At 26.1% G+C, this 18,242-nt stretch carries 19 protein-coding genes and 1 pseudogene; all 20 read left to right on the forward strand.

Annotated features, from left to right (window positions below; translation table 11 throughout):
- The first annotated feature begins 33 nt into the window (after nt 1–33).
- The 20 genes and pseudogenes from clpP (at nt 34) to K0040_RS12780 (ending at nt 18,190) form a co-directional block, all read left to right on the forward strand.
- Nucleotides 34–621 (forward strand): ATP-dependent Clp endopeptidase proteolytic subunit ClpP, encoded by a 588-nt coding sequence (gene clpP / locus K0040_RS12685; RefSeq protein ID WP_018591841.1) that lies wholly within the window; start codon nt 34–36, stop codon nt 619–621.
- Between the two features lie 16 nt (nt 622–637).
- Nucleotides 638–1,885, forward strand: a complete 1,248-nt coding sequence (gene clpX, locus K0040_RS12690; RefSeq protein WP_074919602.1) for an ATP-dependent Clp protease ATP-binding subunit ClpX — start codon at nt 638–640, stop codon at nt 1,883–1,885.
- A gap of 317 nt (nt 1,886–2,202) precedes the next feature.
- Entirely contained in the window at nt 2,203–4,560 is a 2,358-nt protein-coding gene (gene lon / locus K0040_RS12695) for an endopeptidase La (RefSeq protein ID WP_228109151.1), read from the forward strand.
- Nucleotides 4,550–5,161: a ribosome biogenesis GTP-binding protein YihA/YsxC gene (yihA, locus tag K0040_RS12700; RefSeq protein ID WP_228109152.1), complete on the forward strand. Its 612-nt coding sequence runs from the start codon at nt 4,550–4,552 to the stop codon at nt 5,159–5,161. Before lon ends, yihA begins: the two co-directional genes overlap by 11 nt.
- Nucleotides 5,162–5,371: 210 nt before the next feature.
- Nucleotides 5,372–6,298 (forward strand): chemotaxis protein, encoded by a 927-nt coding sequence (locus K0040_RS12705; RefSeq protein WP_228109153.1) that lies wholly within the window; start codon nt 5,372–5,374, stop codon nt 6,296–6,298.
- A gap of 197 nt (nt 6,299–6,495) precedes the next feature.
- A pseudogene (locus K0040_RS12710) lies at nt 6,496–6,672 on the forward strand (GTPase); the annotation flags it as partial.
- 130 nt (nt 6,673–6,802) lie between these two features.
- A complete protein-coding gene (locus K0040_RS12715) occupies nt 6,803–7,156 on the forward strand; it encodes a hypothetical protein (protein ID WP_228109154.1) in 354 nt (117 codons plus the stop codon).
- Nucleotides 7,157–7,221: 65 nt separating this feature from the next.
- Nucleotides 7,222–8,067: a hypothetical protein gene (locus K0040_RS12720; protein WP_228109155.1), complete on the forward strand. Its 846-nt coding sequence runs from the start codon at nt 7,222–7,224 to the stop codon at nt 8,065–8,067.
- 6 nt (nt 8,068–8,073) lie between these two features.
- Nucleotides 8,074–8,760 (forward strand): hypothetical protein, encoded by a 687-nt coding sequence (locus K0040_RS12725; protein ID WP_228109156.1) that lies wholly within the window; start codon nt 8,074–8,076, stop codon nt 8,758–8,760.
- A gap of 5 nt (nt 8,761–8,765) precedes the next feature.
- Entirely contained in the window at nt 8,766–9,497 is a 732-nt protein-coding gene (locus K0040_RS12730; RefSeq protein WP_228109157.1) for a hypothetical protein, read from the forward strand.
- Between the two features lie 27 nt (nt 9,498–9,524).
- Nucleotides 9,525–10,169, forward strand: a complete 645-nt coding sequence (locus K0040_RS12735) for an ABC transporter ATP-binding protein (protein ID WP_228109158.1) — start codon at nt 9,525–9,527, stop codon at nt 10,167–10,169.
- Between the two features lie 3 nt (nt 10,170–10,172).
- Nucleotides 10,173–10,868, forward strand: a complete 696-nt coding sequence (locus tag K0040_RS12740; protein ID WP_228109159.1) for a hypothetical protein — start codon at nt 10,173–10,175, stop codon at nt 10,866–10,868.
- Nucleotides 10,869–10,953: 85 nt separating this feature from the next.
- Complete coding sequence (locus K0040_RS12745) at nt 10,954–12,030, forward strand: PRK06851 family protein (RefSeq protein WP_228109160.1); 1,077 nt, start codon at nt 10,954–10,956, stop codon at nt 12,028–12,030.
- A gap of 137 nt (nt 12,031–12,167) precedes the next feature.
- Nucleotides 12,168–13,559 (forward strand): GspE/PulE family protein, encoded by a 1,392-nt coding sequence (locus tag K0040_RS12750; protein ID WP_228109161.1) that lies wholly within the window; start codon nt 12,168–12,170, stop codon nt 13,557–13,559.
- Nucleotides 13,560–13,570: 11 nt separating this feature from the next.
- Nucleotides 13,571–14,749: a type II secretion system F family protein gene (locus K0040_RS12755; RefSeq protein WP_228109162.1), complete on the forward strand. Its 1,179-nt coding sequence runs from the start codon at nt 13,571–13,573 to the stop codon at nt 14,747–14,749.
- A 17-nt stretch (nt 14,750–14,766) separates the two neighbouring features.
- A complete protein-coding gene (locus K0040_RS12760) occupies nt 14,767–15,138 on the forward strand; it encodes a prepilin-type N-terminal cleavage/methylation domain-containing protein (protein WP_228109163.1) in 372 nt (123 codons plus the stop codon).
- A 176-nt stretch (nt 15,139–15,314) separates the two neighbouring features.
- Entirely contained in the window at nt 15,315–15,998 is a 684-nt protein-coding gene (locus K0040_RS12765; protein ID WP_228109164.1) for a hypothetical protein, read from the forward strand.
- The gene (locus K0040_RS12770; RefSeq protein ID WP_228109165.1) at nt 15,999–16,436 is read left to right on the forward strand and encodes a hypothetical protein; all 438 of its coding nucleotides are present in this window, start codon (nt 15,999–16,001) and stop codon (nt 16,434–16,436) included.
- 2 nt (nt 16,437–16,438) lie between these two features.
- The gene (locus K0040_RS12775; protein WP_228109166.1) at nt 16,439–16,897 is read left to right on the forward strand and encodes a hypothetical protein; all 459 of its coding nucleotides are present in this window, start codon (nt 16,439–16,441) and stop codon (nt 16,895–16,897) included.
- A 264-nt stretch (nt 16,898–17,161) separates the two neighbouring features.
- Nucleotides 17,162–18,190, forward strand: a complete 1,029-nt coding sequence (locus tag K0040_RS12780; RefSeq protein ID WP_228109167.1) for a YecA family protein — start codon at nt 17,162–17,164, stop codon at nt 18,188–18,190.
- The last annotated feature ends 52 nt before the right edge of the window (nt 18,191–18,242 follow it).

The raw sequence follows: 18,242 nt of genomic DNA on the forward strand, positions 1-18,242 counted from the left end.
TTATATATTAAACATTCAGAGGGGGTATGATTTATGGCATTAGTACCTACAGTAGTAGAACAAACAGGAAGAGGAGAAAGAGCCTATGATATATATTCTAGATTATTAAAAGATAGAATAATATTTTTAGGTGATGAAGTAAATGATGTAACTGCTGGGCTTGTAGTAGCTCAACTACTTTTCTTAGAAGCTGAAGACCCAGATAAAGACATACATCTATATATAAATTCCCCAGGTGGAAGCGTTACAGCAGGTATGGCTATATATGATACTATGCAATATATTAAACCTGATGTAAGTACAATATGTATAGGTATGGCGGCATCTATGGGTGCATTTTTACTAAATGCTGGAGCAAAAGGAAAAAGATATGCTCTTCCAAACAGTACAATAATGATACATCAACCATTAGGTGGTGCAAAAGGTCAAGCAACAGATATAGAAATTCATGCTAAATGGATTTTACAAATAAAAGAAAGATTAAATCAAATTCTTTCTGAAAGAACAGGTCAACCATTGGATAGAGTAAAGGCTGACACTGAACGTGACAACTTTATGAGTGCAATGGAAGCCAAGGAATATGGGTTAGTTGACGAAGTCATAGAGAAAGCCCATAGTTAGGAAAGAGGTGCTTGTTATGTCAAAATACGAAGAAAAAAGACAACTGAAATGTTCATTCTGCGGGAAAACACAAGATCAAGTAAGAAGATTAATCGCAGGTCCTAACGTTTATATATGTGATGAATGTGTAGAACTTTGTGATGAAATCATTCAAGAAGAAATTGAAGAAACAATGGAAGAGGATACTACATCTCTACCAAAACCTAAAGAAATGATGGATATTCTTAATGACTATGTAATTGGTCAAGAAAGAGCTAAAAAAATATTATCAGTTGCGGTTTATAACCACTATAAAAGAATATATAGTAAAAAATCTACAACTAAAGATATAGAAATACAAAAGAGTAACATCCTTTTACTTGGACCAACAGGTTCTGGAAAGACACTACTTGCTCAAACTTTAGCTAGAACACTAAATGTTCCATTTGCAATGGCAGATGCTACTTCTTTAACAGAAGCAGGATATGTAGGTGAAGACGTTGAAAATATACTATTAAAACTTATCCAAGCAGCTGATTTTGACATAGAAAAAGCAGAAAGAGGGATAATCTACATTGATGAAATAGATAAAATTGCTAGAAAGTCAGAAAATCCATCTATTACAAGAGATGTAAGTGGTGAAGGCGTTCAGCAAGCTCTTTTAAAAATTCTAGAAGGAACTGTAGCTAATGTTCCTCCACAAGGAGGAAGAAAACATCCTCATCAAGAATTCCTAAAAATAGATACTACTAACGTATTATTTATTTTAGGTGGTGCCTTTGACGGTATAGAAAAAATAATTCAAAGACGTGGAACAGAAAAAACAGTAGGATTTGGTGCCAAAATTGAAAGTAAGAAAGATACAGATTTAGGAAAAATATATGCAAAAGTTCTTCCTGAGGACTTACTTAAATTTGGAATAATACCAGAATTTATAGGTAGAATACCTGTAGTTGCTACATTAGAGTTACTAGATGAAGATGCTTTAATGAGGATTCTGCAAGAACCTAAAAATGCACTAGTTAAACAATATAAAAAATTATTTGAAATAGATAGTGTTGATTTAGAATTCGATGACGATGCTCTAAGAGCTATAGCTAAAAAAGCTATAGATAGAAATACTGGAGCTAGAGGTCTTAGAAGTATAGTTGAGAGTGTTATGATGGAAACTATGTATGAAATTCCATCAAGAGAAGACATTAAAAAAGTAATAGTTACGAAAGAATCTGTTGCTGATGACACACAACCGATTATGGTTCTTAAAGATAAAGAAGAAAGTGCATAATTAATATAAAAAGGAGCTTATATATTAATAAGCTCCTTTTAATTTCCAACTGCTTGATAAAGGTGTTTTGACAACTTGTAACTTAAACAAGAGGATTATTAAATTTAGTTTTATTATGCTAAATTAATACGTACTTTATATGTAGCTTTGATTATGAACAAAATAAATATTTATAAATGAATTATTATTTTATTAATATAGCATAATAAAATTAAACTAGATTATGCATATTGCTATGTTGATTTGTGTTGAAAATTAACATACATAAATATATAATATAAAAAGCAAAGAAAATAGCACTTTAAGGAGTGATAATGATGGAACAAAATTATACTAAAATTGACCATGAGTTACCATTGATACCTTTAAGAGGATTAGCCATATTTCCATATATGATATTAAACTTTGATATAGGAAGAGAAATGTCATTAAAAGCATTAGATCAAGCTATGTTAGAAGATGAATTAGTATTTTTAACTTCACAAATAGAAGCAGAAATAGATGAACCTACAACAGAAGATTTTTATCATGTTGGAACTATTTGTAAAGTTAAACAAGTTATCAAACTACCTGGAGATACAGTTCGCGTTTTAGTAGAGGGAGTATCTAGAGGTAAAGTTAAAGAAATAGACCAAGAAGATGGATACTTTAAGGCAATAGTAGAAGAAATAATATACGACCAAGAAAACGAAGAGGTAGATATAGAAGTAGAGGCATTTGTAAGAAATGTTTTTGATGCATTTGAAGAATACATAAATATAGGAAATAGAGTTTCACCAGAAATATTAGTATCTCTTGGGGAAATAGAAAATGTTGATAGATTTATAGATACTATTGCATCGAATATTTACCTAAAATCAGAACAAAAGCAAGAGATTCTTGAAGAGTTTGATATAGTCAAAAGACTAGAATTATTATATAGCATTCTCTTAGAAGAAATAGACATTCTAAAAATAGAAAAGAAAATAACTCTAAGGGTTAAGAAACAAATGAACAAGGTTCAAAAAGAATATTATCTTAGAGAACAACTAAAAGCTATACAAAAAGAATTAGGAGAAGATGAAGACTTAACTTCTGAAGTTGAAGAATATAAAGAAAAACTTAAGAAAATTAAAGCGCCTAAAGAAACAAAGGAAAAAATAGAAAAAGAAATCAATAAATTTTCTAGAACATCTCCACAGTCTCCAGATTCGTCAGTAAGCAGAACATATTTAGATACTATATTCTCGCTACCATGGAATAAAGAAACAAGAGATAAACTTGATTTGAAAAATGCTAGAGAAATTTTAGATGAACAACATTATGGATTAGAAAAAGTTAAGGATAGAATATTAGAATACTTAGCTATAAGAAAATTATCTAAATCACTAAAAGGACCGATAGTTTGTTTAGTTGGGCCTCCAGGTGTTGGTAAAACATCCATAGCAAAATCTATAGCAGAAGCATTGGGTAAAAAATTTGTAAGGATATCTTTAGGTGGAGTAAGAGATGAAGCTGAAATAAGAGGACATAGAAGAACTTATGTAGGTTCTATACCAGGAAGAATAATTAATGGTATAAAAGAAGCTCAAACTAAGAATCCAGTGTTCTTATTAGATGAAATAGACAAAATGGCAGCTGATTATAAGGGAGACCCATCTTCAGCCATGCTTGAAGTTTTAGATCCAGAACAAAATAAAACATTTGTTGACCATTACTTAGAAGTACCTTTTGATTTATCAAAAATACTATTTGTAACTACAGCAAATAGCTTAAGTACAATACCAGGACCATTACTTGATAGAATGGAAATAATAGAAGTATCAGGTTATATTGAAGAAGAAAAACTTAATATAGCACAGAAATACTTACTTCCAAAACAAATTAAAGAAAATGGATTAAAAGAAGGATTTGTAACAATAGAAGAATCAGCAATGAGAGATATAATAAACTATTACACAAGAGAAGCAGGAGTTAGAACCTTAGAGCGAACTATAGGTAAAGTTTGTAGAAAAATTGCTAAAAAATTCGTTGAAGATTCATCACTAGAAAGTGTTTTAGTAACTTCTAAAGATTTAGAAGAATATCTAGGAAGAGATAAATATATATATGATTTAGCAGGTACAAGACCAGAAGTTGGTATAGTAACAGGTCTTGCATGGACTTCAGTAGGTGGAGTTACGCTTCCAGTAGAAGTAAATGTATTAAAAGGAAAAGGGCAAGTTGTATTAACAGGATCACTTGGTGATGTAATGAAGGAATCAGCTAGAACAGGGATATCTTATATAAGATCTATAGCAGATAAATTTGATATAGACCAAGATTTCTACAAAACAGAAGATATTCATATACATTGCCCAGAAGGAGCAACTCCAAAAGATGGACCATCTGCAGGTATAACTATGGCCACTGCAGTAATTTCTGCATTAACTAAAATTCCTGTTAGATGTGATGTAGCTATGACTGGTGAAATAACTCTTAGAGGTAGAATAATGGTTGTAGGTGGAGTTAAAGAAAAGGTGCTTGCAGCACATAGAGCTGGAATTAAAAAGGTATTAATACCAAGAGAATGTGATGCTCAATTAGATGAAATACCTGAAAATGTAAAAGAAAAACTAGAAATTGTTCTTGTTGACCATATGGATCAAGTTTTAGAACATGCTTTAGTAAAAGACGGTGATAAAAATGAAAATTAGAAGTTCAGAAATAGTAGTAAGTGCAATAAAAAAAGATCAATATCCTGCAGAAGGGCTGCCAGAGATAGCTTTAGTTGGAAGATCAAACGTGGGAAAATCTTCAGCTACAAACGCCTTATTAAACAGAAGAAATTTTGCTAGAACAAGTCAAACTCCTGGTAAAACAAGAACTATAAACTTTTATAAAATAAATGAAGAGTTTTATTTTGTTGACCTTCCTGGTTATGGTTATGCTAAGGTATCAAAATCAGAAAAGGACAAATGGGGAGTTATCATGGAAAGATATCTACAAGATAGACCAGAATTATGTGCTATTTTCTTACTTGTAGATATAAGACATGAGCCAACAAATGATGATGTTATGATGTATGAATGGATAAAGCATTTTGGATATAACTGTGTTATTATAGCAACAAAAGCAGATAAAATATCTAGAGGTCAATATCAAAAACATATAAGTGTAATAAGAAAAAAATTACAACTTGAAAAAGATGAAAAAGTTCTACCTCTTTCTTCTTCAAAGAAAACTGGAGTAGAAGATGTATGGAATGAAATAATAGCTCAATATGAAGAACATGGTTATGAAATAAGGATTGATTAGTATAAAATTGTGCTAAAATGTAAATTAACATTTTAGCACAATTTTTTTATTGAAAAAATTATAATTCTAAAAAATTAATTTAATCAAAATAAAGGCTATAGTTTATAAAAGTTTAGACGTATTATAAATATAAACATTATAATTATTAGACAGAAAAACAAATAAACTATTTAGAAATATATATAAATTTAAGAATATAGGAGTATGATAATGCAATATACAGAGAGTGTTAGTCAAACAAAAATATTATTAGAATCGGGAACTAATGAACTTGAAATAATGGAGTTTACAATAGGGGAAGAATTATTTGGAATAAATGTAGCTAAAGTGCGTGAGATATTAAGAGCTCAAGAAGTAAAAAAAATGCCAAACTCACATGAGGTAGTAGAAGGAATATTTAAGCCAAGAGATGAAATAATAACTGTTATAGATTTAGGTAAATATTTAAATATACCTAGAACTGGCAGTGGAACACATGATATTTTTATAAAAACTAATTTCAACAAATTAGTTTTTGCTTTTCATGTTGAAGCCGTTGTAGGAATCGGTAGAGTTTCGTGGGAAAAAATAAGAAAGCCTGATAAAATCATATATGGTGGAGAAGAAGGTGTTGCAACAGGTATTGCTGAACATAATGATAAATTAATAACTATATTAGATTTTGAAAAAATAGTAGCTGAAATAAGTCCTGAGTCTAGTATTCAATATGATGAGATAGATAAACTAGGAAAACGAGACGATTCTTATAAGCCTATATTAATAGTTGAAGATTCAACACTACTTTCAAAAATGATATGTGATTGTATGAATAAAGCAGGATATAGAAATATAATAAAAATGGATAATGGTCAGGATGCATGGACATATTTAAGTGAAGTTAAAGAAAGTGGCGAACCTATTTCCAATCATGTAACATGTATAATATCTGATATAGAAATGCCTCTAATGGATGGCCATAGATTAACTAAACTGGTAAAAGAAGATCATGATCTTAAAAACATACCTCTTATATTATTTTCATCACTAATAAGTAATGAAATATATGCAAAGGGAAAAGAATTGGGAGCAGATGAACAAATAACAAAACCAGAGATCGGTAATCTTGTTAGTGTTGTTGATAGGCTTATAAATAAATAATCTTATTAAATATTTAAAAATTAACTCATATTATACTTACATAAAGCATTATAAAATTAATGTTTTTGTTAGTTGATATGAGTATTTTTATATAAAATAATATTATCTTAGAGAACAGTTAAAAGCCATACAAAAATAATTAGGAGAAGATGAAGGCTTAACTTGTGAAGTTGAAGAATACAAGTAAAAGCTTAAGAAGATCAAATGTGGGAAAATTTTCGGTTACAAATGCTTTATTAAATAGAAGAAACTTTACAAGAACAAGTCAAACTCCTGAGAAAACAAGAACAATAAATTTTTTAAAAATAAATGAAGAGTTTTATTTTGTTGACCTTCTTGGATATATATATATACGAATAGCAAAATACTACAAAATATAACATTGGGTATATGTATACTATAAATATAGAGTTTATTTAAGAAAAACTCTATATAAAAATAATGTTAAAATAAGGAGATTGAACTTATGAAATTAAAAAAGTATTAGTATCATCTGTTGTACTTATGGGTATATTCTCAAGTACAGTATCATTTGCAGCAACATCAAACTGGGCTGGAAGGTTACCTGGAAATCATGGAAATATATATACGGGTATGGTGACTAAAGCAACTAATAAGCGTACTGGAGTTGCGGAAGCTACAAAAGTTCCAAATAGTGGAATTAATGTTTGGATACAAAAAAATAGAGGCTCAGGAGCATTATTAGCTAGTAAACCTAAATCTATATATACAAAAAACGTGAAAATAAATATAGATTATCATAGCTATTATGCTGTTGGAAACAAGGTATGTGGAGGAGTTGAAAATAAATCATCAGGTCCATTAGGATTTTCAAATGGAACGATAGATTTTAGATAGTAATAAATAATGTTCATAATATGATGTATTATGAACATTATTATATAAATATAATGGAGGCAATTTTGAAAAATTTAGTTAAAATAGAGATAAAAAAATGTTTAAAAAGAAAAGAGTTTATATTCATACTACTGTTGATGATAATAGCTATATCTACAGATTTTACGTTAACTAGTATGTATTTTTATGGTTGTAAAACATCACAATTATTATCAGCACATAATGGTATTATAATCAAAAACATAATAAGAACTCCTTTACAGCCTGTTTTTGGAGTATTGTTACCCCTTACTGTAAGTATTATTGGTTCAGATATATATTTGGAAGAGCAAATTAATGGAACTGAAAATATTATGAATACAAGAATAAGTAAAAAAGATAATATAATAAGCAAAGCTATTGCAATAAGTATTATATCTTTTTTTATAGTATTAATACCATTATTAATAAATCAAATATTAGCACTAATAGCATTCCCTATTCAAGGGCATGGTTCTTTTAGAGAGGCGGGCTATAAGCAATTAATATATATAGACAAAGGAATTATGCTAAGTAAAATTCAAGCTTACTATCCTTATTTAAATAACATAATATTCATGATAATTCGTTCTATATCTGCAGTATTATTTACATTAATATCTTATGGATTTTCATTTATTCCAAAAATAAATAAATATTTAGGAATATTATCTTCATTTATAGTACATACATTATTAACTACTGTATTATCGCTAATAACAATTGTTCTATTTAATATTATTAATGAATCTTTAGCGGAGGCAATGCGTACTGATATTTTGGGTGTTAATGGTTATGGAAATATATATATGCTGTTTGGAATATTAGTTATCTATTTAATTGTAGGAATCTTTCTTATAAATAGGGGGATAAAGATAAAAAATGAGGTATAAAAGTTTATGAAAAATATAACTAAAGAAGAAAAAATATTATATTTAATTTTAATTGCCATGTTTAGTATGTTTACTATTGATAGTTTTAATAAAAGTTCAATGGAATTGTATAATTTAATATTTAATCATATTTTATTTACTTTTTTTTATGTTCCTGCTTTTTTATACATATTACTAAAAAGAATAAAAAATATATCTTTACCAGAAATTTTAATAAGATATGAATCTATCGATGATTTAATAATACATAGAATTAAAATTTTGATTTTTTTATGCTTAAGAGTAAGTATATTTTTCATAATTTTTTCTAATTTATTTTTAATTTTAAAAGATATAAATATAATTTTTTATAAAGAATTTTGGCTTATGAATGTTTTTTCTATAGGAACCCAGTTTATAGGATGGTTTTTTGTAGGTTTAATATATTTATTTTTTATTAAACTATTTAAACATGAAATATTAGTATATACTATGGAAATATTTATGTTAGCATCTATGATATATATATTATCTCCAACAGCTCTTGTTTTTTTAAAGAAATACATTCGCCCTATATGGGAAATAATGTATTTCTATGATTTTAATATAAATATGCAGGATAAAGTTTTATATATAAATTTAACCATAATTATAAATGTAATGATTATATATTTATATAAATATTTATTAAAAAGTAAAGATATAAGGAGATAAAATAAATGAGTATAAAAAAGGTCAAAATAATAAGAAATATGTATACTTTCATTTTAAGTTCATTTGTATACAATTTATTATTATCATTTATGTATATTGACTCTAAAGATATTAATACGTTAATAATAAATATATATAGTAATATAGATTTATTATATTTGGATGATATAAGAAAAATAATGTTATGGATATTTCCGCAATTAATTATAGTTAGATATTTTGGGAACTTTTTTGAAGAAAATTTATTAAATAATACTACTGTTATTTTTACAAGAACAAATAACCGAAGTTATTTTTTGCTAAAAAATATATTTAGCTTATTTATTAATCTTTTAATATTTTGTATAGTCCAAGTAATATGTATTATCATTGTATCGATAATTAATAAAATTCAAATAAATATAGATTTAAGTAGTTTATTAATTGTATGTAGAATAAATTTATATTATTTTTTAATGTTATTAATAGTAAACGGGCTTAGTGTGTTGTGGAAGTCTATTAATGTAGTGTATGTAGTTATGTTACTAAAAATGTCCATGATGTATTTATCAGGTATGCTATTAGAATATTACAATTTAATAATAAGATATTTACCTACAAATATTGGAATAATATTTAATGGAAATTTAAATACATGTATAAATAATATAGAGGCGATAGCTTATTGCTTATTATATATTTTATTGTTTCTAATATTAATACTATTTTTATTTAGAAAGAAAGAATTTTTAAATTAGGAAAATTATCATGGGGGTAAAAGGCAAATGAAAAAAATATGTGTAAATAATATGTCTAAAATAATAAATAATACAGATATATTAAAAAATATAAATATTGAGTTTGAAGAAGGACATATTTATGGTATATATGGACATAATGGTTCTGGAAAAACTATGTTTTTTAGAGCCTTATGTGGATTAATAAAACCATCAAGTGGTTTTATAGAAATAAATGGAGATATATTACATAAAGATATAGATTTTCCTAAAAGTATAGGTGTATTAATTGAAAATCCAAGTTTTTGGAAAGAATACACAGGTATGGAAGTGCTAGAGACTTTAGCTAAAATAAAGAATACTGCAACTAAAGAAGATTTAATACATGCATTAAACAGAGTAGGTCTTGATTATAAAGACAAAAGAGTTTTAAGAAAATATTCGTTAGGTATGAAACAAAGATTAGGAATAGCACAAGCTATAATGGAAAAACCAGAAATAATAATATTAGATGAACCTACAAATGCATTAGATGAAAATGGTGTAAATTTAGTTTATAAGATACTACAAGAAGAAAGAAATAGAGGTGCTATAATATTAATATCTAGCCATAATAAACAAGACATAGAAAAATTATCAGATTATAAGATAAAAATAGATAATGGAAGTATTGTAGAGGTTAGGGGTAATTAAAATATGACGAAATTAAGACGATTTATATGGATAATTATAATAGTTATATTATTAGCTATGACTATATTAGCTTTTAATGTAAGCAAAAGTTTTGTAAAAGATACAGATATTAATTTATATATTGATGACAAAAACATTTTATTTACAACTGTAGATCATCAAGAAGATATAACTAAAGATTTTATAAAAAATGAAGATATATCAAAATTAGAGCAATTAGAAAAAATATCACCAGTTGTAGTAAAAGTAAAAGTAGATAGTAGTTCACCTAGAGAAATATATGAAGAAGCCACTTTGACAAAGGTAACGGTAAAAGAAGTATTAAAAGGAAATTTAGATAAAGGGAGTATATATGTATTTGAGCCACTTTATATTCTAACTGATCCACCTATTACTATAAATTCTTTAGATGGATACAATGTTATGGATAAAGATTTAGAATATATTCTGTTTTTAAGAGATATGAGAGATTCTAATTATACAGAAGATAATACTATATATATGCCAACTACTACATTATTAAGTAAGTATTCTATTAATGATACAATATTAAAGTTAAATAGTGTTAAATTAATAAATAATGAAGTAAAATATTACAATGTTAAGGACTTAGATATTATAAGTGGTGATTCAAATGATATAAAAAAATATAATAACATGAAATTGAGTATTTTAGAAAAATATGTAAATATAGATTGATGTAAAATAAAATTATTTTAGTGGTGTAACAAAACTTACTCCTAATTAATATCTTATTAAGTAGAATATTTTAGGGGGCATGAATATGAAAGGCAAAATTAGAAAGGTATTTCCAGGAGCAAATACAAGTAACGGATTTTATTCCTATTTTGATTATATTATTCCAAAAGATGTAAATAGAATCTTTTGTTTAAAAGGAGGTCCTGGAGTCGGAAAATCATCTCTAATGAAAAAAGTAGCGCGTGACTTTTCAGAAATAGGATATGATGTAGAAGTATTTCCATGTTCATCTGATCCGAGTTCGTTAGACGCAGTTGTAGTAAAAAAACTAAAAGTCGTATTGTTAGATGCAACAGCACCACATGTTGTTGATCCTAAAATACCAGGTGCTATAGACGAAATAGTTAATTTTGGTGATTTTTGGAATGTAGATAATTTAGAAAAAAATAAGGAAGAAGTGGTTCAATGCAATAAAGAAATAGGAGAATGTTTCCAAAGGGCATTTAAATATTTAAAGGCAGCAGAGCCTATTTTTTATGACATAGAAAGCAAAAATATGGATATGATGAATTTTGGTAAACTCAACAAATTTACAGATGAATTTATGGAAGAAATATTTAAAGGAATAGAAAATAAAGATGAATTATCTAATCCTAGACATTTATTTGGAACAGCAATAACTCCAATAGGACATATTGACTATTCAGATAGCTTGCTTCAAGATGCTAAAAAAGTTTATTATCTTGATGGAAAAATAGGTTATGGAAAGACAACTTTTTTAAAGCGAGTATATGATAAAGCAATATTAAAAGGACTAAAGGTAGAAGTATTTCACTATCCTCTTATACCAGAAAAAATAGAATCAATAATGATTATAGATTTAGGGATAGCAATAACTACAAGCTCTTTATTTGAAAATAAGGATGCAATTAACCTAGGAGAATTTATAGATAAAGAAAAAATAGATAATCACAAAGAAGAGGTAGAAGTAGATGAAAAAATATTAGATGAATTAATTAATTATGCTATTTCTAATTTGAAGAAAGCAAAATCAAATCATGATGTAATTGAAGGTTACTATATACCAAATATGGATTTTGATAAGATTAATCAGTTGAAAGAGGAATTAATAGGGCGAATTCTAAAATATGAAAATAAATAGTTAAGATAAAAAGCTATGATGTAAAATGAAAAAATTCATTTTAATATCATAGCTTTTATTGTTTTGGATAAAATAAGAGTTTATATCTGTATAAATAAGAACTTAAGTGTTGATAATCATAGTAGATATTCATTGTAATGGAGGTGATTAAAATTACAACATCAGAAGTGGATTTGTCCATATTAGTACCAGAAAAGCTAGCAAGGAAATATAATTTATTTCCTATGGAGCTAAATGAAGATTATTTAATAATAGGAATAGAAAAAGAAAACATATATGCAGCTCAAGATTTAAAGTTAGTCACAGGAAAAAACATAATTTTAAAACAAGTATCAAGAGAAGAGGTTTTAGAAAATATTGAATTATGTTATGGCGATTCAATTGATATAGATGATGATTATGCTAACTATTTATTTCAAGACATTCTACAAAAAGCTGTAAAAGAAAAAGCCAGCGATATACATATTGAACCTTTTAGTGAGTTATTAAAAATTCGTATGAGGGTGGATGGCAATATGAAAGAAATGTTGAATTTAGAATTGGACTTATACCCATCCCTTGCATCTGTAATAAAATACAAAGCTGATATGGATATTACAGAAAAAAGATTACCTCAAGATGGAAGAATAGACGTAAAAATCAAGGATTTATTAGTAGATATTAGGATTTCAACTGTGCCAACCACTTATGGAGAAAAAATAGTGCTTAGACTTTTAAGTAGGGATTCTTTTCTTAAAACAAAAGAAGAACTGGGATTTTCGAAAGATGCTATAAAAAAAATTCAAGAAATAATAAATAAAAAGACAGGCATATTGCTTGTTACTGGTCCAACAGGAAGCGGAAAAACTACAACTGTATATTCTATTTTAAAGGATTTGAGAAATACAAGTAAAAATATTATGACAATTGAAGATCCTGTTGAATACAAAATGGAAGGCATAAATCAAATACAAGTAAATCACAAAGTAGGTCTTACTTTTGAAAAAGGGTTAAAAGCAATTCTAAGACAAGACCCAGATATTATTATGGTTGGTGAAATTAGAGATATAGAAACAGCAAAAACGGCTGTGAGAGCAGCTATTACAGGACATTTGGTAATAAGTACTCTTCATACTAATGATGCAGTCTCATCTGTAGCTAGATTAATTGACATGGAAATTCCACCATACTTACTAAATGCATCTTTGATTGGCATTATATCTCAAAGATTAGTAAGAAAAGTATGTGAAAGCTGTAGTAATGAAGTTATTATTAATCAAAATGAAAATAAATCAATTTATACAGCTATTCCTATTGGATGTGAAGAGTGCTCACACACAGGATATAATGGCAGAACTGTAGCTTTTGAAATTTTGCCTGTAGATGATGAAATACGAAATGCAATTCAAAAAAACAAAGAAGCAAAGGATATAAAAAGTATAGCGGTTAAAAATGGAATGATTACTTTTGAAGATACTTATTCTTATTTAATTAAAAATAAAATAACAACGTTAGAAGAATGCATAATGAGCAAAGAAATTATTAATTAGGAGAAAAAATATTGTATAAATGCATAATTTATGATGAAGAAAATAATAGAAAAGTTTTAAAACTAGATATTGATAGTGAATACGAAGTATATTCTTATGCTGATAAAAACAGATTTAAAGTAGTAGATATTAAGGAAATAAAATCACTTTTTAAAGGGAAGAAATTAAAAAACAAGGATTTAAAAGTTTTTTCAAAAGAAATGAGTATTCTTTTAAAATCAGGATGTGAAATATCTAAAATTTTAACAATACTAATAAATGAGTCAAAGGATAAAGTAAGAATTGTACTAAAAAAAATACTTGGAGACATTGAAAGAGGTAATTCAATAAAAGAGTCTTTTGAAAATACGAAGGCATTCTCCAATTTTTATATAAGCATGATAGCAGCAGGAGAAATGAGTGGTAACTTAGATGATATTATGGACAAACTAGCAATTTATTATGATAAAGAAAACAAATTGAAAAATAAAATTACAAGTATATTAATTTATCCAACCATATTGATAATCACCGTGATTATATCATTTATATTTATTTTACTTTTTTTAATCCCTAACTTTGAAGATATCTATGCAGATAATAACATGGAAACACCAGGATTAACTAAAATACTAATATTTATCTCTCATTTACTTAGAGATGATTTTCTTTTAATTATAATTGTTAATTTGATTTTAGTATGCGGATTAGTATATCTCAAGAATAATAATGATAAGTTTAATCAAATGCTAAATAAGCTTATATTTAAACTTCCAATTGTTAAAACATATATGAAATTAATTATTAGTAACAGATTTATAAAAGCTTTATCAATTTTAATATCTAGTGGAGTTCAAATTGTAGACTCTATTGAAATATCAGCAAAAGTAATGAGTAATGAATATATATATTTTAAAATATGTAAATCAAATGAGCTTATTAAAAAAGGTAATAGCATAGGAGATTCTCTAAAAACAGTAGAGGAATTGCCATCATTGCTATTATCAATGATAACAATAGGAGAAGAAAGTGGGAAACTAGATACAGTGCTAAATACTGTCACTGAGTACTATGAAAATGAACTAGATTCAAAACTTGAAATTGGGACAAAATACTTTGAAAACTTTATTACTTTAGTTATAGGAGTAGCTGTAGGGATAATTGTTATATCTATGATGGTACCAATGTTTGATGCTGTATCAGCTATTTAAATAAGGAGGAAATAATAATGTTTAAATTAAAGAATAATAAGAAAAGAAGAGGATTTACTCTGATTGAAATGGTTATAGTCATTACTATAATAGGAATTTTATCTAGCATTGCAGTAACAAAATACTCTAAAGTGCAAGAAAATGCAAAGAAAAATGCTGATTATGCTACAGCTGCCAATTTGGCAACAGCAGCAATGATATCTATAAGCGATGGAAATACATCAGTTCAACCAAGTAACTTAGAAAGTGATGGATATATTCAATTTGTGCCAGTTGCGAAATCAGTAAAAGGCGGTTCATTTGATGTAACAGCACAAGGAGATTCTGTAACAGTTAAAATAGGTACTGAAACATTTTATCCAAAGTCTAATGAAACTAACAAAAATTAGTACCTCAACAATATAATTAATAATAAATTTGTGGAGGTGATTTTATAAAGGAATATCTTGTTGTAAATATTAATAATGAAAATACAGAAATACTGCTCATAAGAAAAAATAGAAATAAGTATAATGTATATAATCAATTAACATATGAAAAGGGTAGCAGTTGTTTAAATAATAAAATGAATAATATGTACGGAGATGAATTAGTTAAAATAATAAAGGAAAATATAAATTATAAGTTAAAAAATATATATTTCAATATACAAAATGATGAAATTATAATTAGAAATATACCAAATATAAACTCTAAAAGACAAAAAGAAATTATTCAACTAATTAAATATGAAATAGGTGACCATATATCCTTAGATTTACAAAATTATGTAATAAAATATAAAAAAATTATCAATACTAAGGGAAAGGGATCAATACAAGGAATATTATTTCCCAAGAAATATGTAGACATATGCAAATCTATAAGCGAAAAGCTAAATATTAAGAAAAAATATTTATATATTAATTTTGATATTTTACAAAAACTGATTGATATGAAAGTTATTAGTTTATTGCAAAGTGATTATGAAAAAATAACTATAATAGAAAATAGAAAAAAAGATATGGTTTTAAATACAGTTTGTAATAAAAAAATTATTGAATCTTATGTGGTAGATAAATCCAATAGCCAGTGTTCTATTAATCAATTTTCCTGTGATAATACATACTATTATGGAATAAATGATGAATTTATAGAGAGTTTACAAATACAAAAACTAGATCTGAAGAATAAATTAATTTTAAATAATAGTGAAGAAATTGTAGATATAACATTAGACAATTTATTAGCTTGGGGGATGATAGTATAAATGAAAAAGAATAAAAATATCAATTTTTTGAAAGAAGAAAAACAAGAAGAAAAAATTTTTAAGTGTACTGTAATAATATTAATATACTTATTAATTTTTCAAACTTATACAAATATAAAAACAGTTAACAATTTAAAAGAAGAAATCAATAACACTAAATTAATGACTCAATCTAATGAAGTACTAAAATCGGAAAATAAAAAGAGTACATTAATAAAAGATACAAATAAAATATATGATTTGTTAGGCTTTTCAAATGTAGAGAAACTATCAGTTGAAAATAATAAAGTAAGTATAGAAGGTAAATGTAAAAACTTAAAAAAATTAGATGAATTAAAATATATGGATAATATAAAAAATTTTTCTATAGCTAGTGTGGAAAATAAAAATAATAGATTATATTTTCATGCAGTATACGAAATAGGAGGTTCTGAATAATTTTGAAGAATAAAAAAGAATTTAAAAAAATATGCATAGCAGTAATAACATTTACAGTAGTTAGCATTGTTGTTTCTTATCCTATGAACAATAAAATCAATGCTTTGGAACAGGAAAAAACTAAACTAACAGAAACTAAACCTCAATATAAAGGCGACTGTTATGATGAAACAATGGATTTAAATGATGATATAGTGATTAAGATAATTGGGAAAATGGATTCTAGTTTAGATATTAATTTTGTTAATAAATTTGATGAAACTGATGAAAATAATAAATCATATTCCTCAATTGAATTAAGTGTATCTGGAAATTTAGATAAAATTAAAGAAATAGAAAGTGTTTTAAATGATTTGAATCTAAATTATAAAATAGAAAAGATGGATATAAAAAATGCTAAAGATGAAAAGGGAAATGAGAAGAATTATGTAGATTGTATGATGACGTTTAAAGTCATATAAAGTAATATGACAAGGTAATAATTTATGAATTGGAGTTTTATGAAAGTTTACAATGAAAATAGTAGTACGATTGTTAATAAATTTAAAAGGATAATAGACTAATTTCTAGAAAATTATTATTAAAGTATGGAAGTCTAAAAGATTATATGAAACTATAAAAAGCAAACTTATAATAATAATTAACAATATAAATGAATGATAAATTCTAATATAGGATCAAGTATATATTGCCGTGCTTAAAAATAGTAAAGGAGTGAAGATAACTTGATAGGTAGAAATGAACTATGTCCTTGTGGTAGTGGTAAAAAGTATAAAAAATGTTGCTTACAAAAAAATCAGTTAGTAGAGTTTACAAGAAACAAAATATTATATGCAAAAGGTTTGTATAAAAATATGGAAAATAAAATATATGAATATTCTAAGACATCAAGTTTCTACAGTGATAGAGAAGAATGTGGGAAGAAATTTCATATTTCACAAGAAAGTAACTCTAAAATAGACAAGCTATATAATACATATTTTATGTATGATTATAGAAACGATAAGGGAAATACTATAACTAAAATGTTTATAGACGATAATAAACTAACTTTAAATAAAAATCAAAGAAATTTATTATCGGCAATGCTTAAAGCTAATATAAGCATATTTAAAATTGAAAATATAGGAATTACAAAATCAATAATTAGAGACTATTTTAATGATAATAAAATAGTGGTGGAAGATGTTGATGCTTTCAAAAACTTAAATGTTGACGAAAGTATAATTGTAAGAGTGGTAAATGTTCAAGGAATGAACATATTAGTTGATGAATGTATAAATGTATCAGATAAAAGCTTAAAGATTATACTTGATAATGTTAAGCAACTATACAAATCTAACAGCAAAAAAACAAAGAGTATAAAAGAATTTGTAACTTATAATAGTGAAATAATTTATAAGTTTGGACAACAAATACTATTAAATAATAAATCACATATTTCAAACTCATTAAGTACTCAAGTTAAAAATGATATAGTAAGCAAAGATAACAATAATTCAGATGTGAACATATATGATGCATTAAAACATAACATGGAAGAAAAATATCTGCAAAAAGGATTAGATTTATGGAAAGAGTTTATTAAATCCAATAGATCTATAAAAGGTAGCGAAAATGGATGGGCTGCTGCAATAGAATATTATATTAAAAAGGATGCAGGAGAAATTATAACTCAAGTACAAGTATCTGAAAAATATGAAATAAGTCCTCGTACCCTAGGTAAAAGATATAAAGAATTACGAGCATCATAAAATTTATTACTATTAAAAATTAATTAGATTAATAAGAAAATACTATTAAATT

Origin of the sequence: Terrisporobacter petrolearius, assembly GCF_020748185.1 — a bacterium.
GTDB lineage: Bacteria > Bacillota > Clostridia > Peptostreptococcales > Peptostreptococcaceae > Terrisporobacter > Terrisporobacter petrolearius.